Genomic DNA, 18094 nt, shown 5'->3' with positions numbered 1-18094 from the left:
CTCTCCTTTATAAATACATTAAAGACCCTCAATGTCTGTAATTGATTATAATTTAAGAGGAGATCAATAACAAGGTATTGATCTCCTCTATTCGCAAATCCGACTCAACTAGGAACCTCATCACCTTTCCTGCCCCGATAGCTGCATACAAATAAGAGCCGATGAACAGCTCCTCCGTCATGAAGTAAAGCACCTGTTATTTGAGTAAGCGATAAATATAAATAATTGCCCATATTAAAATTAAGCCCCAAATCAATACTATTATTGAACCGACTATCCAATTCTTTGGCTTACCCTTTTTCATCATTTTTTCTGCCTTACATTCACAGTCGTTTAAAACAGTCTTTGGTATCATCTTTAATGCAATAATTATCCCTAATGGAACGAGAATTACATCGTCTAAGTAACCAAGAATCGGTATAAAATCTGGTATTAGGTCAATCGGACTGAATGCATAAGCTACAACACAAGCCGTAAACACTTTTGCATACCAAGGCACCCGTTCATCTTTACAAGCAAAGTAAAGGATAAAAATCTGTCGTTTTAAATTTCTCGTCCAAGTCTTAATTTCCTTAAGCATCTTATCTCCTATAATGGTTAAGATTTTATTACCATTATAACAAGTAAGATTTACAAAAGATTGTTATTGCCCTAACCTCCCTCAATGAGGATAGCATAAGCTGACTTAAGGACAGCCCCGATCTTAAGCTAAAGCTTCATTAGGTCATTAAGGAATTCGATTTTAGTTAAAATAAAAGACTCAATATATCAAATATACATAGTCCTATAAGCCAAAAAGAGATTCCTATTTATCAAGATAAGAAGGAAGAAAAGTTAGTACGATAAACTATAGAAATACCCCTCACTACATAAAAAGGCATGTTCCCTTTTTAGGGAATCATGCCTTTAATGTAAGGAAACTGATGTTGAACCAAGGAACTGCCCTAGACGTGTCTTTCAAACCCTATTCTAACTTAAATTATAGGTTTGACTATGTATAGTATACTTATTGATTTTTTCCAAACTTGGTTCATAGCCAATTCCGGGCAATTCTGGAACCATGATCATTCCGTTTTCCACTGTAACTTCAGGGTCAATAATATCTTCTGCCCAGTAGAGGGAGGAAGCTGCGGTATCTCCAGGAAGAGTGAAGTTTGGCAGGGATGTGATTGCGATATTATGCGCTCTTCCGATGCCGGATTCTAGCATCCCCCCACACCAAAGTGGAATTTCATGTTCAAGACATAAATCATGGATTTTCTTGGATTCAGTCAAACCTCCGACACGGCCAATCTTGATATTAATAATTTTACAGCTGCCTAATTTAATCGCTTTCCTTGCATCCTCTAATGAGTGAATGCTTTCATCCAGACAAATAGGTGTTTTTAGCCTTGACTGTAAATCTGCATGGTCAATGATATCGTTATAGGCAAGCGGCTGTTCAATCATCATTAAATTAAATTCATCCAAGGCGGATAGCCGGTCTATATCTTGTAAGGTATAAGCTGAATTTGCATCTGCCATGAGAGGGATTTCAGGATATACTTTTCGGACCTTGTCTATTAATTCAACATCCCAGCCCGGTTTGATTTTTAGTTTAAAACGCTTGTAGCCTTCACCGAGGCGAGCCTCGATCATATCTAGAGTCGAATCAATCGAGTCCTTTATTCCGATGCTTACCCCCACTTCAATTTCCTTTTTTGTTCCACCTAACACACTCGATAGAGAAGCATTTTGCCTTTTCGCATACAGATCCCAAACAGCACCCTCTAAAGCAGCTTTTGCCATATAATTACCGCGAATATGAGAAAAATATTTTTCGGAGATTTCATCAGGATGCCGGATTTCGTTTTTTAGAATAATTGGAATTAGATAATCTTCGAGTATGTGCCAGTTTGTTTTAAGGGTTTCTTCATTATAAAGAGGGTCGAGCATCGCAACAGATTCGGCCCATCCGGATATGCCATCATCGCTTTTGGCTTCAACAAGGATAAAATCCCTATTGTATTCCGTCCCAAAGCTAGTTGTAAAAGGTTGAAGCAAGTCTAGCTTCAGATGCCTCAAAATAACTTGTTTAATTTTCATTAGAAAATTCTCCTTTTGGTTATAAAACCGTTAAATAACAGTCTTACCATTTTGTATTTAAGGCTGACAGCAGCCTGAATTTTCGAACTCTCATTAAAATTAACTAGTTTATTTTAATGAGAGTACATAAAAATGAACGGGAATTTCTGTTTTAGAATTCTTTATAAAATCTGTTACCTGCCATCCTTGCTGAAATAGATTGGTGAAAATTTCACTAGTTTTCATTCGCCATTCAGTGGCCGCTTGAATATTTGTGTCTCTTATTGTTCGGAAATCCTTTGGAATGGCCACAAAAGCTGTGCCACATTCCTGTTCAGGCAACGGAAGAGTGAGAGAAGGAACAGGTAATCCTTTTTTATCGGTATCCCATTGTATTAGCGAGTTCTCCATCACATAGTCCAGCGCGATTCCCGGTCCTCTATAATCCGTTGTTTCCTGCTTTCCAATATGCCATTCGACAAGGAAGCGGTCTGTAGGAATTCCACTGTTTAACAGGTCATCCATTTCACCATAGCAGTTTGCGATATAAGTAGAACAGACCCCACCAAGCTTGGCTATATTTAAATACCCATTAACACTTTCCAACGGATCGTATGTCCAGGTAATAACGGAATAGCCGAGCTTTATCGCTTCCTCACGTTGTGCCAGCTTTAGCTTTTCCCCTATTCCTTTGTTGCGAAATTGCACATCTATACCCAGCATATGTGAACAAAGATAGGCTGATTGCCCATTGAATCCCGGAAAGCTGTATTGAAATCCAACCAGCTGCTCCTCCATATAAGCTCCTAAAACCAAACCACCGTTTTTCACAGCTGTTATGGTTTGGTGTGAGGGGGTTGAATCGGTTTCTCCCCAAATGGTAGATTCTAGCTTTCTTACGTCCTCTAGCTCTTCAATTCGATGAAGGGAACGAATTACAATTTCCTGTGTTTTCGTCATGGTCATCCTCCTTGGAATAGCACAAGTGCCTTGATAAACCCAACCATAAGATGGCAAAGTTAGTTTCACAGCTGACGGCTTGTCGTCGCTAGGCACTGAAGCTATCATTTAAATACATTATTTTTAAATGGAATACTTTCCATAGAACTTATTCCACTTTACTGAAATCAGCCTCTTGCAATGGAATCATTTTTGTTCTCTTAAAGATTTTATAGCCTAGAAAAGCCAGGAAAAATAACGGAAGCCCGATATACGAAATTAAAATTCCATACCAGTCAATCTCAGGGCCGAAAAAAGCAGAGTAATTTTGTCCCAGGATAGCCGTTACACATAAAATTGTGGCTAATATCGGACCGAATGGATACCATTTTGATACATAAGGCAAATCTTTCAAATCTCTTCCTTGTGCAATATACGCCTTCCGGAAACGATAATGTGTAATCGAAATTCCTAACCAGGATATAAAGCCGGATAATCCTGCAGCATTTAATAACCAAGTATAAATAGTGCCTTCACCAAAAAGAGAGGTTAGAAAAGCTGCCATCCCAACGATGGTAGAAAAGTACACAGCGTTCACTGGAATGCCGCCTGCATTCACTTTTTTTAGAAACGAAGGGGCTTTTCCTTCTTTCGCAAGCACCCAAAGGACACGAGAAGCTCCGTACATCGCAGAATTGCCTGCAGAAAGAACCGAAGTAAGGATTACCACATTCATAACGGAGGCAGCGATGGCAAGCCCTGCGTTTTGAAAAACTAGAGTGAAGGGACTTACCGCAATATCTTCAATATCCGAGCTTAACAAACGCGGATCATTATAGCTGATTAAAAATCCAATCACAATTATCGCCAAAACATAGAACAAGAGTAGTCTCCAGAAGATTTGCTTAATAGCCTTGGGAATATTTTTGCTTGGGTTTTCACTCTCCCCGGCCGCAATTCCTACTAACTCGGTGCCTTGAAAGGCAAACCCAACCACCATAAAGACGCTTATAACGGATAAAAAGCCTCCTTTAAACGGTGCCTCTCCTTTGGTGATATTTTCAAAACCTACGGCATCCCCTCCCATGATTCCTACAATCATTAATAGCCCTACTGCTATAAAAATGATAATCGTCAAAACCTTTATTATGGCAAACCAGAATTCTGATTCTCCATATCCTTTTACCGATAAAATATTCAGGCCAAATATGATTGCAAGAAATAATGCGCTCCAAATGATGCCCGGAACAGAAGGCAGCCAATATTTCATAATCAGAGAGGAAGCTGCTAATTCAAGAGCGACTACGATTGCATTGTTATACCAATAGTTCCATCCGATCGCAAATCCTAATGCCGGGTCGACAAACCTTGATGTATAGGTACTAAAAGAGCCTGTAATAGGAATAAGGGCAGCCATTTCGGCTAAACTTGTCATCAGAAAGAAAACCATGATTCCGGCAATTATATAGGCAGCTACAGCTCCTCCAGGACCCGCAGTATGAATGATGGAACCGCTCGCTAAAAATAGTCCCGTTCCAATGGTTCCACCGATTGCAATCATGGAAAGATGCCTTGGTTTCAGCTTGCGCTCCAGTTGTTTTTCATCAGTAGCTGCTTGGCCACCGGTTTGTGATGTTTGTGCGATATTTCCCATAAAACACCCCTTCATTAATTTTTAAAGTGAAAAATTTTATTCTCCTGCCGCCATAATTACTGTGTTAATTAAAATTTTCGTTCCATAAATAACCTAGATTAAATTTCATATCAGGATGGTGCAGACCAGGCGTTAAATCGCAGCCTAAACCTATCATGGTTGCTGTAATATTAGGATTTTGGGCTGTATATTCACCTCCTTTACATGAATTTTAACTTCATTAAAACTCACTCATTAAACACTTCATAGCTTGAATATAGATTTTCTAATTTTTGCTGATGGGTATGGATCCGTTTTGCGTCTTTATCATGTATGCCTGCAATAACCAAGTCCAATAAGCTAATAACGGAAGCGATTGAATTGGTTCCGGTCTCTGCGTTCTCTTCAGTTGTCAGTGCAATATCAGAGATACGACCAACAGGTGACAGGAGGCGGTCTGTAACTGAGATTAAACAAACTCCTTGTTCTTTGGCGCACTCAGCAACTTTTAATGTTTCATTCGCATATCTTGGAAAGGAAAAAACAACTAAAACAGACTTGTCAGTGAGATTACAAAACTTTTCATAGAAGTCACCTGTTGGTGAACATAAACTTACATTTTCCCTTAATGAACTTAGCGTATAGGAGAACCAATAGGCGGCAGCATGGGAAATCCGATGCCCTGCAATTAATATTTGGTCAGCCTTTATCAGGACATCGACTGCTTTCCATATATCCTGAACGTTCGTATGATCTAATAGATGTCGTAAAATATGTACTTCGTTTTCTATCACTTTGGTAAATGGATCTTGCTTGTCATCCATGCGGAGAATGGCATCCCCATTGGACATATCTATTTGAGTTTGGTGCAGCAGCTGTTTTTGAATTCTGTCCTGCATTTTACTAAACCCTTCAAATCCTAATGAATAGGAAAACCGAATGACCGTTGTTTCACTAACCTCCGCTTTCCGACCAATTTGAAAAGCCGTTTTAAAGGCGGCTTCATCCAAATTTTCAATCAGGTAAGCGGCAACTTTTTTTTGACCTGTCGATAAATGGTGAAATTTTTCTTTCACTAATAATTTAAAAGGAAGATGTTCCATAATATAACTCCTATTCTGATGAATTAAATACTTCTTTATAAAAAAATGTTGAAGTTAATACTTCTATATTTTATACATTATCACAACTAAATTAGAAAAAGAAGAAGTTTTTAGATTTTTTTGATAATTATTAATATCAGTCACGGCAACAAATTTGTCATTAAGATCGTATTAAATTTTGGTATCCAGAAATTGATTATGATCAAGTTTTTTCCACAAAAAGAGCGTTAATCCATACTGGATCAACACTCCCGCTAGTGCAGTACCATTCAAGGTTGTTTTTTTAGGTTTCCTTTCATTAAAAGTGAAATCTGTTGCTCATTTGTTTTTGAAGTCTGTTCCAGTTGATTAACGATCAGCTCTTGTCTTTGCAATGGATGGTTTTGACTTAACTTTGCTTTCGCTTCTATTTTATTGATTTTTATTTTAAATCCTTGAACTCCTTTGTTCATGCCAGTGAGAAACACAGCATCTACATCTTGCAAACTGTATGAACTGTCAGGTGCTTCGTACTTCGACACCATATCATGTAGAGAGCTCATTAACTCATGTTCATCCTCTTGCAGTTCGACTTCTCCGTAAACATGAACGGTCACATAATTCCATGTTGGTACGGCATTATTCGTCTCATACCATGATGGGGAGATATAACAATGCGGACCATGAAAAATAGCTAAGACGGTTTGATTTTTGATGTCTTTCCATTGAGGATTAGGACGAGCAAAATGTCCATATAAGTATGAATTATCCTTGTTTAAAATTAATGGTAAATGAGTCGCAAAAGGTATTCCATTATGTTGAGAAAAAAGAGTCGCAAAACTATGTTCCCTCATAATATCGAAGGCAAGTTTTTCGTCATTAATTTTAAAATGTGCAGGAATATACATGTTTTTTCTCCACTTAGAATTTTTTCTTATCATTAAGATTTATATAAGATAACCGTTTTTCAACCACAATCCTCATTATTCATGACAACATCCATTACAATTCGATCGTTCCATAAGCTATATGCCATACGATTCATTTCATATTTAGCTATCTGAATTGAACATGCAGTTAGTTTTTCTCTGATACAGCTCCTTTTATTGATACGTGAGCATTTTTGCCTAATATAACAGAAAAGACAACAATCACTGCTATTCCAAGAGTGAAAAATGTGATGGATTCATCTAGAAATACTGTTGCAAATAGAATCATTAAAAATGGTTGTAAGTATTGAATCTGACTAACTCTTGCTATTCCTCCCATAGCCATTCCGCTATACCAAGCAACATATGCTAGAAATTGACTAACCACTGAGAGATAAATTAAACTTACCCAAGCTTGTAAAGGGGCATGGAGCATATCAGTTGTAAGGTTTAGCCCTACTGGAATAATGAAAAATGGAGCACCAATCATAATTGCCCAAGCAATCACTTGCCAGCTACCTATTTCTTTCGCTAATTTCCCCCCTTCTGCATAACTAAGTCCCAGTATAATTACTGCTGCCAATAAAGCTAAATCGGCAAATTGCAATTGTCCGAATCCAAGATGAAGTGCATACATAATGACAGCTAAAGAGCCGATCATACTTGAAACCCAGAATTTGCGAGAAGGGATTTCACCTGCCCTAAACATAGCAAATCCGGCTGTTGATAACGGTAACAGGGCTAATTCCACAGCCCCATGAGAAACAGGCAAGGATTCCATTGCCCAAGAAGTGAGGAGAGGAAATCCTAAAACTGCACCAACAGCAACAATAAGTAGACTTTTAAATTGCCCTGAAGAAGGTAGTTTTTCTTTTCGAACGATCAATACCACAGCTACTAAAATAGCAGCAACAACTGTTCTTCCTAAACCGACGACCGTAGTCCCAAAATACGCTACAGCAATACTTGTAGCAGGGAGCGTTAAGCTAAAACAAATGACACCCACTAATCCCAAAAACAATCCTAATTTCGCTCTGGTTTCTCCCTGCATCTTACCCAACCCCAGTCTTTATATTTTGTATCAAATCTGTACCATCGTTTACTTATCTTAAAAACAGTTCTGATATAATTAACATACTATGAGTACTTACAATAAAAATAAACCATTTTTTTACCTATCTGTCCTGGTACAGTTGAAAGGGGATCAATAAATGAACTCAAAATATATTAAGATAATGGAAGAAATTAAGCTTCGACTAGCAGAAGGTTCGCTAATTGCAGGTAGCAAACTCCCTTCTGTTCGTCAGTCATCCGAGTATTTTTCATGTAGCAAAAATACAGTCATTAAAGCATACGCCGAACTTGAAAAGGAGCATTTAATTTATTCTGTTCCTAAAAGCGGCTACTATGTTGTGAATGAATTTCAAAAAGCGACGGAAGAAAATGAGGTGATTGATTTCTTGTCTGCAGGTCCAGATAAAAATGTTATGCCTTATGTGGAATTTCAACATTGTATGAATCAAGCAATTGACCAATATAAAGAAGAGCTTTTTACATACTCTGATCAACAAGGGCTTTACTCACTACGAGTACAGTTAGTGAAATATTTGCAAAATTTACAGGTGTTCACTCAACCTGAAAGGCTAGTCGTTGTGTCTGGCTCGCAGCAAGCCCTTAATTTATTGGTTTCTATGCCATTTCCAAATGGGAAAAACAATATTCTGATTGAACAGCCTACTTATTTCGGATTCATTGAGTCCATCAATCTGCATCAAGCTACTACTTTTTGGATTGAATTATCGATGGAAGGGATTGATCTTGATCGTCTGGAATACATTTTTCGAAATAATGATATAAAATTTTTCTATATTATCCCGAGATTTCACAATCCACTTGGACATTCTTACACGAATGGCGAAAAGAAGAAAATCGTTGAGTTAGCTGAAAAATACGATGTGTATATAGTGGAGGATGATATTTTAGGAGACCTTGATCCAAATCCAAAATCAGATCCTTTATTTTCTTTTGATCCTTCTGGGCGAGTGATTTATATTAAAAGCCTTTCGAAAATTTTTCTCCCAGGGTTAAGGATTGGTACTGTCGTTCTTCCTGCATTAATGATTAACAATTTTTTACGATATAAATTCAGTTCGGATTTTAATAGTTCAGCACTTTCTCAAGGTGCGCTAGAAATCTATTTAAAAAGTGGTATGTTTAATAGCCATCTCAAAAAAGTAAAAGAGGTATATCGTACTAAAATGCAACTTCTTCAAGAAGCATGTGAATTATTGCTGCCGGCTAATACTTCTTTTTCCAAACCGACTTCAGGATTCTATCTATCCATCAGTTTGCCCGAAAATGTGAAAGCAAAACAGGTAGTTCATATGCTAAATGAGCAGCATATATATGTAGATGATGCATCTAGAATGTTTTTAGCTGAATATAAAAAGGAAAATCTCGTTCGTTTAAGTATTTCTCAAGTGAACGAAAGCCAAATTAAACCAGGGGTAGAGCGATTGGCTCACTGTATTGCTTTGATTGACAGTAGAAAAAATCATATTACTCCAAATAACTTTTTACTCATTTAGTATGGGTAAGTTTAAATTGGGGGTATCATCACAGGATTATGCCGCTTAAGAAATATTATCAAAACGTTGTTTATGTGACTTAGAAGTTGTGCAATCATTTGAGAGACCCAAATCTACAACTTTTAAATAAAATAAGACCCTCTCAAACCGATGATTTTTGGAGGGGTCTTTTTATTTAACTTGTCTCCGAAGTCTTGAAAACTGCCACGTTATGAAACTAAACTCCCCATATAGTTGCATTAGAAAAAGAGCTGCTGATTTAGCTCCTCAAATCATCACCTTCTTTCAAGCTATGTAACAAAGGGACAGATTAATTGAAGAAGCCGACCAATAAAGAGTCGGCTTTTTTTCATATACTATTTTTAACAGAAACCGCCATACCCTTGAACGGCGCCATAACCGCCACCGTTACCTCCATCACCACCGAAGCAAGCAGCTCCAACAATGATTAAGAGTATAAACAATACAACTATAAATGCGAAACCTCCACCAAATCCACCAACACCGTTATCACAACCACAACTTGATTCATGACCACAACTTGACAATAAAAACATCTCCTTTTTTGTTTAAGGGGGAAAATAATTAAATGGGTTACTCCACCTTATGTTCTAATTAAGATAATGACACAATAATACCCAAAAACTTATGCGAAATTCACATTCCTTTTATTGACCATCCTTACGAACTGAAATCACCTGACACGGAATCGACCATATCTTCATGAGCCGATTCTTACGGTTTTCGGTCGTTCGATTTGGCGGCAGCAGCCGTAATTGGTATAGGAAGGAACCTACGGAATTTAGGCGAAGCATCATACAGGTAGTCGTTATCTCATCATTTAATGCCGAAGCGACACGTACAGAATGTAAGGAAGCGGTTTTTTCCTTACTTTACAGTCTGTAGTGCCAAGAAGGAAGTTCAATAAGAAAAAGCGTCCATACTTTCTTGTAGAGACGCCCCATTGTTAAAAATTTGAATGGTAACAAACAAAATTAACCAATCGTTCAAGTCGTGTATTCTTAAAACAAGAAACTATTTATTCCATCATCTTCATCATATTCTGTATCTCTATATTAATCTTCCGTATTTGCTTGTCAATTTCATCAATTTGAAGGTCAGTGGCTCCCTGTTTTCTTTTTTCCAACAGTTCATCTCGTAATCTTTTTAAAAAAACCACTCTACCTAACAAGCCCATCTCATACCCACCTTTGTTTATAAATTTCTTTAACCAAAGAGGACTAATTTAAATTTGTTAACTTTCTGGACCAGTGCCTCAAATGAATGTTTATTTCCCCATTCATTTTTCCTTTATAACTAACCACTTCAATAAAACTCTTTTCTGAGCTCTAGTCAGACATAGCAGAAGGTATTTTAATAAATATAATTGGTAATGGAAAAAAAAGCAATTGACATGTCAGGTTAAGTAACATAGTTTCAATGACCATAATAATCAACTAATATATTTTCTGGTTTAACTAGTACGATGACAAATTATATCGACCGAGGATAGCTTTCCTTCTGATTTTTTCTTATCATGGAATGCTCTAAGCTTTTTGTTTCTTGAACTCCTTATGCCGCAAAATAGAGCAAGATACTGGCAATTGTAGAACAACCTCCAAAATAATTATCTTTCTTCATATGTAAATATTGATATTAAAAAAACTCATAACAGTTTCCTATGAAGTATAAATTACTCCCCATGGAGATCTGTAATGAGCTATTAACCTCTCTTTTTCACTTTAAAAATGGCATTTATTCATTTTCGGGTATTACAATCCTTTTAACATCGCCTACAATGAAGATGTATGATAAAGCTCCAATTAAGGCAACTACACCTACGAAAACGATAGCCCCATTAAATGAATTAGTTGCGCTCAAAATTATTCCAATGACGATAGGCGTAACAATTGCTGATAAGTTTCCTGCAAAATTAAATATCCCGCCTGCTAATCCGACTAGCTCTTTTGGAGCCATATCCGAAACCAGAGTCCATGTAATGGCTGACATTCCTTGTGAAAAGAATGCGAACGACATAACCGCGATAACCAGAGCAATAGACGTTGTATAGTTGGCCAGTATAATTGTACAAGCACCCAACAATCCAAGGATAATTGGGGTTTTACGTGCAACACCAACGGATACTCCACGTTTTACCATTTTATCTGACCAATAACCACCTACAAGCACTCCAATCCCTGCCGCAATGTATGGAATAGAACCAACAAAGCCAGCTTTTAGCAAAGTAATCCCTTTTTCTTGAACAAGATAGCTTGGAAACCAGGTGAGAAAGAAGTACAGAGTTGATGCAACGGCAAATTGTCCAATATAGATACCCCAGAATTGACGATGCTTAAAAAGATGCCGTGCCTTTGACCAATTAATTTTTTGACCTTGACCAGCGCTTTCGGCGAGTCCGCCTCCTTCACGTATATAATCCATTTCTTCCTTGTTTATATACTTACTGTCCTTCGGATCCTTGTAAAACTTGTACCAAACTAAAGCAAAAATCAATCCAATTATACCCGTTACTATAAAGATTGAATGCCAGCCGAAAGAGGACAATAGCCAAAATAGTAAAGGAGTCGCGATTGCTAACCCTACATATTCACCTGCTGTGTATACCCCAGTAGCTAGCGCACGTTCCCGTTGTGGAAACCAAGAGGCGACAACACGGCTGTTTGCAGGAAAGGCAGGTGATTCTGCAAAACCAAGGCCAAGACGAAGTCCGAATAAGGTCCCAAAGTTTTTGGCAAATCCTTGAAGGAGAGTAAACAGTGAAAATAATATAAGAGAGATGCCATATACCACCCGAGGGCCAAAACGATCGGTAAGCCATCCTCCGGGAACTTGCATGAACGCATACGTCCAACCAAAAGCAGAAAGAATTAGACCTAACATAGCTGGATCTAATCCCAAATCATCTTGAATAGCAGAAGCAGCTACTGCCATATTCGTACGGTCAAGATAATTTATTGCAGTTCCAAAAAACAAAAGGGCAAGAATCATAAATCTGGCACGAGATGGTTTTCTATGTTTAATGGATATAGATACATTTTCATTTTCCACTTTCAATGGTTCGCTCATAGTAACTCCTCCTTAAGATTTTCTTTTTTTAAAAACCTGAAGTCTTCCCTTCTACTGGTTTATCCTATATTCTCATTTTTGGGTCATAACCACCTTGAACTTAATATAATCAAAAATTGTAAGGATCTTAAAAAATGGATCAAATTTATTGCTGTTTTTATGAATTAATTTAGGACGCTCAAATATAACGCTTACATTCCTAGAAAGGAATCGTTTAACCTTGAGCCTAGCTAATAAGGACACCCATCATCAATTTAATAAACATCTTGGTTTACAGAAGCAGCTACTGCCATGTTTATACGGTGAAGATAATTAATCTCACTTCCCAACAAAAGCTCATCAATTTTAAATCTAGCCGGTGATGGTTTCTTTTTTTAGTGGGAATATGTACATGTCATTTCCCGTTTTTCATAAGTTGACCCAAATTATCCCTTTTCACCACAATTTAGTTAAAATAGAAAGCTGAGAATAACACCCCTAACTGTGTTACAGTTAGCCCTAATTCTTGCTGTAGAGTAGAACCTGCCACAGACAGGTTCTCTCGTTCCATATAGTTGATAGTGGTCGCACAACCATTTTACATTTCCCCAGAGGCTGTGATTAAAACACATTTATTATGAAAAGCCACCAAATATAGCAGCTTTCACTAATTACTTCAATTGTTCAATTATTTCAGCACCATAAGAGTTGTCGATTATGCAGAGCCATGTACCACTGGAATCCTTTTTAAATCAATATGTCGCGCTTCTTTCCATGGAGAATTCGACTGACTTGTTCAGGTTCAAGATTTTGTATTCAACCTCTCGCAAATGAGGACCCTCTTATACTACTGGATATTCGACTGCATTGTTGTCGTATCAATCTCTTAAGATTTTAATAAAAGATGAATTTCCCACGATTATTTTTCATCTAGAATACATAGAATCAATATGTCAGTTGTTGTTTCCATTGTTCTAGTGAGGCAAGCAAGTTAGGCATTCCTTCCTGACCAAAATATTCCAAAGAAACAAAGCCTGTATAATTTCGCTTTCTCAATTCTTCGAGTAAGCGAATATTGTCAACATCCCCACTAAAAATGGGTGCCGGCTTGTTTTTATAACGCTCTTTATGATTGTAGTGATAATTTTTTAAATGTACATGGCTGACATGAGGGAAAATGGATTCCAATACCTCTTTCGGATTCAATTGATCAACGTATAAGTTTGCTCCATCGAAAATCAGTTTTATCCGTGGATGGTTGATATCTTCTAAAAGCTTATGTATGGCTTCGAGGTTATCAGCAAAGGAGTCATAGTGAATTTCTATTGCAACATCCACTCCATAGAGATCTGCCATTTGCCCTAATTTATTTAATTCGGTAGCCGTTTCCGACCATTGCTCTGGTGAGGCATTCCTTGATGCTATATGCCCAGCGAACGTCCGTATTAATGGGCAGTTTAATTGATGGGCCATATCTAACAATGTTCTTGCTTGATTGATTTCGTTTTGATGTTCTTTTTGGTTCCAGAGTTTCGAAAAAGTCGTATATCCACTAATGGAAGGTATTTGTAAATCATTTTTTTCAAGTAATTGGACTAATTTGTCCAGTGGTCCGTGCTTCTCCTGATATCGTTCTATATGTTTATTCCATAATTCAAGTCCTTTAACATCCGCTTGCAACGGATTCAGCCAATTTATTATTTCCTCTATATCCCACTCTTTAAATCCTGTAGTGCATAAACTCAGTTTCAATGTAATTCCGCCTTTCTCCTTTTATTTTTTCATTCAGTGATTTCTATACGCCTGACTTTTCCTAGAAGAAAGATATAAGCAAAAGCACCAATTAGGGCCACTACGGATATGAAGGTTAGCGCTGCTGCATAAGAATGAGTCGCACTAATGATTAAACCGACGATTAACGGTGATAATGCCCCGCCAATATTAGCTACAAAATATAGTGAGGAACCCGTTAGGCCTACCATTCCTTTCGGGGCAATATCAGCTAAAAGAGCACCGGTAACCGTTGATGCCATCCCCTGTCCAAAGAATGCTATCGCCATAAAGGTGATGACCATGTTTGGTGAATCCGTATAATTCCCCCCGAGGATCAAACAAGAAAGTAACAATCCGACAATAATGGGCAGTTTACGGGCCATTCCGGTTGATAACCCGCGTATTATCATCCAATCGGAACATCGGCCGCCAATGAGAGTTCCTAGTATCGCGACAATGTATGGGATACTGGCATAAATTCCTGTTTTTAACATTGTCATTCCCTTTTCATCAATCAAATAGGATGGAAACCAAGTCATAAAGAAAAACAAAGTAGTTTGAATGGAAAATTGCCCGATGAACATTCCCCAAATTTGACGGTGTTTAAGCAGTTGGCCCATTCGTTTCCAGGAGAACGGATGCTTCTCTTCAGTTCCGATCATCCCTCCGCCTTCTTTGATATAATTTAGCTCTTCTTGAGAAATCCACTTATGTTCCCTTGGGTTCCGATAGAATCCATACCAAACAAATCCAATAAGAATCCCTATACTTCCGGCGATATAAAAAAGGTAATTCCAACCAAATGTTATGATGATCCAAGTAAAAACTGGAGTCAGGAAGGCTAACCCAATATATTGGGTACCCGTATAAATCCCTACAGCTGTAGCCCGTTCTTTTTTAGGAAACCACTCGGATACACACCAGGCATTTGTAGGAATGGAAGGAGATTCAAATGCACCGAGTCCTATGCGATATGCAACCAGTGATGATATACTTTTCGCGGTTCCTACCATGAATGTAAATACAGACCAAAAAATCAAAGAAACCGTGTATACCTTTCTAGGACCAAATCTATCAAGAAAGTAGCCGCTAAATAACATGGAAAAGGTATAACTCCAGCCAAAAACGGAAAATATGATTCCCATTAAAGCCGGATCTATTTGTAAATCGGCTTGAATATTCGGAGCCGCAAGCGAAATGATGGCACGGTCGATGTAATTAATGCAAGTGACTAAAGCAATTAGAAATAAGATAAACCATCGAACAGTTTTCTGTTTTCCTTTTATTGATCTGTCAGTTTCCAGTTCCGATGTGCAATCTTCTATTATTGCCTTTAATTCTGAGCTCAATATTTTCCCCCCTAACCTAATGCCTAACACTAGTACATCGTTCTACTAATTTTATTGAAATTATATAAATGCTTGTATATTTCCTGCAATCACTTAGCAACCTGGGTTTAATATTTTCAAGAGCAGCTCCTAAGAACTTAGAATAGCAGATTCCCCTTATTGCAAAGTTAAACAACTAAGGGGAAGTATTCCGAATTGTGAATGATTTCTTTAGTTAGTTACAGCCTTCTCTGATTCTACCTCTTCATTATCCTCCTTGACTACCCTGTCAAAAGATCCATATTTCTCTTGGACAAGAAGATAACCGATTGCTGCGATGATACTTGGAAGGGCAAATGTAGCAAAAGCCATCTTTGGATTCATGCCTGTTGACAGAAGAAAGGCAATTAAAGTAGGAGCGAGGATTGAGCCAATCCTGCCTATAGCTTGCGAATAGCCCATCCCCGTCGTACGGATCTCACGGGGGTAATATTCTGTGATATACGGATTGGCCAAGTTCATGGCACCTACAGTGCAGGCACCCCCCACGAAGATCAATAAATATACTCCGACGGTATTAGTCGTAGCGCTCAATGCGACAAAGGTAACGGCCCCTATCAAGAATAGTGTAACAAGAATTTTACGATGTCCCATTTTTCCAGCATAATAACCGCCTACTAAGGAACCCCCAATTTGACCAAGGCATAAAACCAGGTTAAATGAAAGGCTCGAGGTGATACTGAATCCGGAATCCTGCATCATTTTTGGAAGCCATGTATTTAATCCATAAGCCATCATCAATGTACAGAACACAGCCACCCATATTGAAATCGTACTGAATGCCCGTTTGTTCGTGAAGAGTTTTTTTACTGGAGATCCTTTCCCCATCTGTACAGCTTCATTAAGCCTGAAATCGTCTGTTTCCTTAAAATCCCCTTCTGGTTTGACTTTATTGAGGATTTCAACAACCTTACCAATTTCTTTCTTTGCTAAATAGTAGGAAAGGGATTCAGGAAACTGCTTCATGAAAATTGGAAGTGTAAGTAATGGCAGAATTCCAATAAAGTACAATACACGCCAATCCGTATAAGGAACGATATACATTCCTACTAACGATGCCATGATTCCACCGATTGAATAGCCACAATACATCGCAGCTACAATGATGGCCCGATTTTGTTTTGGGGAATATTCAGTCATTAGCGATATAACATTCGGCATCAAGGCACCCATGCCAATTGCAGCAATGAAGCGCATGACGGTGAACCATGTGAGGTTGGGTGCAATCCCTGCCCCCAAGGTAAATACGCTGAACAAAATCATACAAATAACGAGAACATTTTTCCGGCCATATTTATCTGCAATAGGTGCTAAAATCAGGGCCCCCATCATCATGCCGAATAAGGAATAACTGCCGACTGCCCCTGCCTGAATGGAAGTTAAATTCCACTCTTCCATCATCCATGGCAAGCCCACACCATACATCGCAATATCATACCCGTCGAATGCGATGGCATAAAAGCACCAAAGAAAAACAAGTAAATGAAAGCGGTTAAATTTACTGACAGCAATAATATCCGAAGCAACTACACTACGCATTTTCCGCCTCCCATCCTTTTAAAAAATGTCCGTTCGAATGTTTTTTCCGAGTTCCAATACAGGAACTCGAAAAAACGAAAAAATCAGATAATACAGACTAAGGTTGTTCATTAGCAAACTATTTCAATTTCATTATCCACTTAGGCACTTTCGTTTAAAAGGATCAATCCCGGTTATATATAATTTTGAAAAGATTCATGGGTATATATACTAAGGGAACAAACCCTTTTTTCAAGATTCTTGCCTGCATATTCTTAGGGATGATTAATTTTTCACGACAGCTTTATTGAAAACAGGTTTATCTTGTAATCTAAGTTCAAAATCTAAATGAGCTGTATAATATTCATTTTTCAATCCTTTTTCAGCACCGGAATGTTTTTCTAACTTTGTAATTAAGCTTCCGCGAACACCTTGTGCAACATCATTTTCTAAATATTCGTCGCCTTCAAAATAAATTTGTGTTACTAATCTATCGCCATTTTCCGGTTGGAATAACAGGTGCAAATGTGCTGGACGAAATGAATGATGATCAATCCACTTTAAGAACTGACCAGAGGGTCCATCTGTTGGAATTGAGTAATTACCCGGTACAACTGTTTTAATTTCGAAATTACCATTCGCATCCGTATAAAAAACTCCACGTAGATTATCATTTGGAATTCCTTCGGCGAAGTATGAGTATTCACCATTTGTATCGGCCTGCCACATATCTATTTTTGTATTTGCCAACGGATTTCCATTAACATCTTTCACAGATCCTGAAAAGTAAAGGGCGTCACCTGGTTCATTTTCACGTTGTGGCAGCACTCCAGGATTTTGAACGACTGGCGTATTTTCAATGTAATATGGTCCTAGAATAGTAGGTTCAGTTCCTTTTACACTTTTATACATTTCTTGAAGTGCATGAGTTTCAAAGAAAACATCCATAAACAACGGAATTTCCCCTGCCCTGCCTAATTGATCCATCCAATCAACAAGAGCTTGATAGTCATTATGATCAATTTCGTATTCACTGACTAATTCCTTGAATTTAACTACCAATCCATTATAAACGTCGATTACTTTTTGATTCTTCATAATAATTCCTCCAATT

At 37.9% G+C, this 18094-nt stretch carries 17 protein-coding genes; 2 read left to right on the top strand and 15 right to left on the bottom strand.

Annotated features, from left to right (window positions below):
• Positions 1-52: 52 nt before the first annotated feature.
• From ACDZ29_RS20785 to ACDZ29_RS20750, 8 genes are all read right to left on the bottom strand, one after another.
• Positions 53-181 (bottom strand): hypothetical protein, encoded by a 129-nt coding sequence (locus tag ACDZ29_RS20785; RefSeq protein WP_375088533.1) that lies wholly within the window; start codon positions 179-181, stop codon positions 53-55.
• 15 nt (positions 182-196) lie between these two features.
• Entirely contained in the window at positions 197-580 is a 384-nt protein-coding gene (locus ACDZ29_RS20780; protein WP_375088532.1) for a YkvA family protein, read from the bottom strand.
• A 389-nt stretch (positions 581-969) separates the two neighbouring features.
• Positions 970-2085: an o-succinylbenzoate synthase gene (gene menC, locus ACDZ29_RS20775; RefSeq protein ID WP_289316857.1), complete on the bottom strand. Its 1116-nt coding sequence runs from the start codon at positions 2083-2085 to the stop codon at positions 970-972.
• Between the two features lie 108 nt (positions 2086-2193).
• A complete protein-coding gene (locus tag ACDZ29_RS20770) occupies positions 2194-3024 on the bottom strand; it encodes a GNAT family N-acetyltransferase (protein ID WP_375088531.1) in 831 nt (276 codons plus the stop codon).
• A gap of 148 nt (positions 3025-3172) precedes the next feature.
• Positions 3173-4657, bottom strand: coding sequence for an amino acid permease (locus ACDZ29_RS20765; RefSeq protein ID WP_289324632.1), 1485 nt, complete (start codon positions 4655-4657; stop codon positions 3173-3175).
• A 227-nt stretch (positions 4658-4884) separates the two neighbouring features.
• A complete protein-coding gene (locus ACDZ29_RS20760) occupies positions 4885-5739 on the bottom strand; it encodes a MurR/RpiR family transcriptional regulator (RefSeq protein ID WP_289324631.1) in 855 nt (284 codons plus the stop codon).
• Positions 5740-6008: 269 nt separating this feature from the next.
• Entirely contained in the window at positions 6009-6626 is a 618-nt protein-coding gene (locus tag ACDZ29_RS20755) for an FMN-binding negative transcriptional regulator (protein WP_375088530.1), read from the bottom strand.
• A gap of 169 nt (positions 6627-6795) precedes the next feature.
• A complete protein-coding gene (locus tag ACDZ29_RS20750) occupies positions 6796-7698 on the bottom strand; it encodes a DMT family transporter (RefSeq protein ID WP_375091184.1) in 903 nt (300 codons plus the stop codon).
• A 160-nt stretch (positions 7699-7858) separates the two neighbouring features.
• On the opposite strand from ACDZ29_RS20750, the gene ACDZ29_RS20745 reads away from it, so the two are divergent.
• Entirely contained in the window at positions 7859-9235 is a 1377-nt protein-coding gene (locus ACDZ29_RS20745; RefSeq protein WP_375088529.1) for a PLP-dependent aminotransferase family protein, read from the top strand.
• 362 nt (positions 9236-9597) lie between these two features.
• Here ACDZ29_RS20745 and ACDZ29_RS20740 read toward each other — a convergent pair whose 3' ends face one another.
• Positions 9598-9783, bottom strand: a complete 186-nt coding sequence (locus ACDZ29_RS20740; RefSeq protein ID WP_289324628.1) for a YjcZ family sporulation protein — start codon at positions 9781-9783, stop codon at positions 9598-9600.
• Between the two features lie 175 nt (positions 9784-9958).
• Between ACDZ29_RS20740 and ACDZ29_RS20735 the strand changes: the two genes are divergently transcribed.
• Positions 9959-10141, top strand: a complete 183-nt coding sequence (locus tag ACDZ29_RS20735) for a hypothetical protein (RefSeq protein WP_375088528.1) — start codon at positions 9959-9961, stop codon at positions 10139-10141.
• Positions 10142-10274: 133 nt separating this feature from the next.
• Here the strand turns inward: ACDZ29_RS20735 and ACDZ29_RS20730 are convergent, their stop codons facing one another.
• From ACDZ29_RS20730 to ACDZ29_RS20705, 6 genes are all read right to left on the bottom strand, one after another.
• Positions 10275-10433: a hypothetical protein gene (locus tag ACDZ29_RS20730; RefSeq protein WP_375088527.1), complete on the bottom strand. Its 159-nt coding sequence runs from the start codon at positions 10431-10433 to the stop codon at positions 10275-10277.
• Between the two features lie 557 nt (positions 10434-10990).
• Complete coding sequence (locus ACDZ29_RS20725; protein WP_375091183.1) at positions 10991-12310, bottom strand: MFS transporter; 1320 nt, start codon at positions 12308-12310, stop codon at positions 10991-10993.
• A 936-nt stretch (positions 12311-13246) separates the two neighbouring features.
• A complete protein-coding gene (locus ACDZ29_RS20720; protein ID WP_375088526.1) occupies positions 13247-14053 on the bottom strand; it encodes a sugar phosphate isomerase/epimerase family protein in 807 nt (268 codons plus the stop codon).
• Positions 14054-14082: 29 nt separating this feature from the next.
• Positions 14083-15423, bottom strand: a complete 1341-nt coding sequence (locus ACDZ29_RS20715) for an MFS transporter (protein WP_375088525.1) — start codon at positions 15421-15423, stop codon at positions 14083-14085.
• Positions 15424-15633: 210 nt separating this feature from the next.
• A complete protein-coding gene (locus tag ACDZ29_RS20710) occupies positions 15634-17001 on the bottom strand; it encodes an MFS transporter (protein ID WP_375088524.1) in 1368 nt (455 codons plus the stop codon).
• 264 nt (positions 17002-17265) lie between these two features.
• A complete protein-coding gene (locus tag ACDZ29_RS20705) occupies positions 17266-18078 on the bottom strand; it encodes a dioxygenase (protein WP_370014621.1) in 813 nt (270 codons plus the stop codon).
• Between the last annotated feature and the right edge of the window lie 16 nt (positions 18079-18094).

It is taken from the genome of Peribacillus sp. RS7, assembly GCF_041956845.1.
Taxonomy (GTDB): domain Bacteria; phylum Bacillota; class Bacilli; order Bacillales; family DSM-1321; genus Peribacillus.
This window is presented reverse-complemented; position numbering and strand designations above follow the sequence as displayed.

What these genes read in the sequence shown, in the direction of transcription:
- ACDZ29_RS20785 (WP_375088533.1), bottom strand. Translation starts at nt 181, where the DNA reads ATGACGGAGGAGCTGTTCATCGGCTCTTATTTGTATGCAGCTATCGGG.
- ACDZ29_RS20780 (WP_375088532.1), bottom strand. Translation starts at nt 580, where the DNA reads ATGCTTAAGGAAATTAAGACTTGGACGAGAAATTTAAAACGACAGATT.
- menC (WP_289316857.1), bottom strand. Translation starts at nt 2,085, where the DNA reads ATGAAAATTAAACAAGTTATTTTGAGGCATCTGAAGCTAGACTTGCTT.
- ACDZ29_RS20770 (WP_375088531.1), bottom strand. Translation starts at nt 3,024, where the DNA reads ATGACGAAAACACAGGAAATTGTAATTCGTTCCCTTCATCGAATTGAA.
- ACDZ29_RS20765 (WP_289324632.1), bottom strand. Translation starts at nt 4,657, where the DNA reads ATGGGAAATATCGCACAAACATCACAAACCGGTGGCCAAGCAGCTACT.
- ACDZ29_RS20760 (WP_289324631.1), bottom strand. Translation starts at nt 5,739, where the DNA reads ATGGAACATCTTCCTTTTAAATTATTAGTGAAAGAAAAATTTCACCAT.
- ACDZ29_RS20755 (WP_375088530.1), bottom strand. Translation starts at nt 6,626, where the DNA reads ATGTATATTCCTGCACATTTTAAAATTAATGACGAAAAACTTGCCTTC.
- ACDZ29_RS20750 (WP_375091184.1), bottom strand. Translation starts at nt 7,698, where the DNA reads ATGCAGGGAGAAACCAGAGCGAAATTAGGATTGTTTTTGGGATTAGTG.
- ACDZ29_RS20745 (WP_375088529.1), top strand. Translation starts at nt 7,859, where the DNA reads ATGAACTCAAAATATATTAAGATAATGGAAGAAATTAAGCTTCGACTA.
- ACDZ29_RS20735 (WP_375088528.1), top strand. Translation starts at nt 9,959, where the DNA reads ATGAGCCGATTCTTACGGTTTTCGGTCGTTCGATTTGGCGGCAGCAGC.
- ACDZ29_RS20730 (WP_375088527.1), bottom strand. Translation starts at nt 10,433, where the DNA reads ATGGGCTTGTTAGGTAGAGTGGTTTTTTTAAAAAGATTACGAGATGAA.
- ACDZ29_RS20710 (WP_375088524.1), bottom strand. Translation starts at nt 17,001, where the DNA reads ATGCGTAGTGTAGTTGCTTCGGATATTATTGCTGTCAGTAAATTTAAC.
- ACDZ29_RS20705 (WP_370014621.1), bottom strand. Translation starts at nt 18,078, where the DNA reads ATGAAGAATCAAAAAGTAATCGACGTTTATAATGGATTGGTAGTTAAA.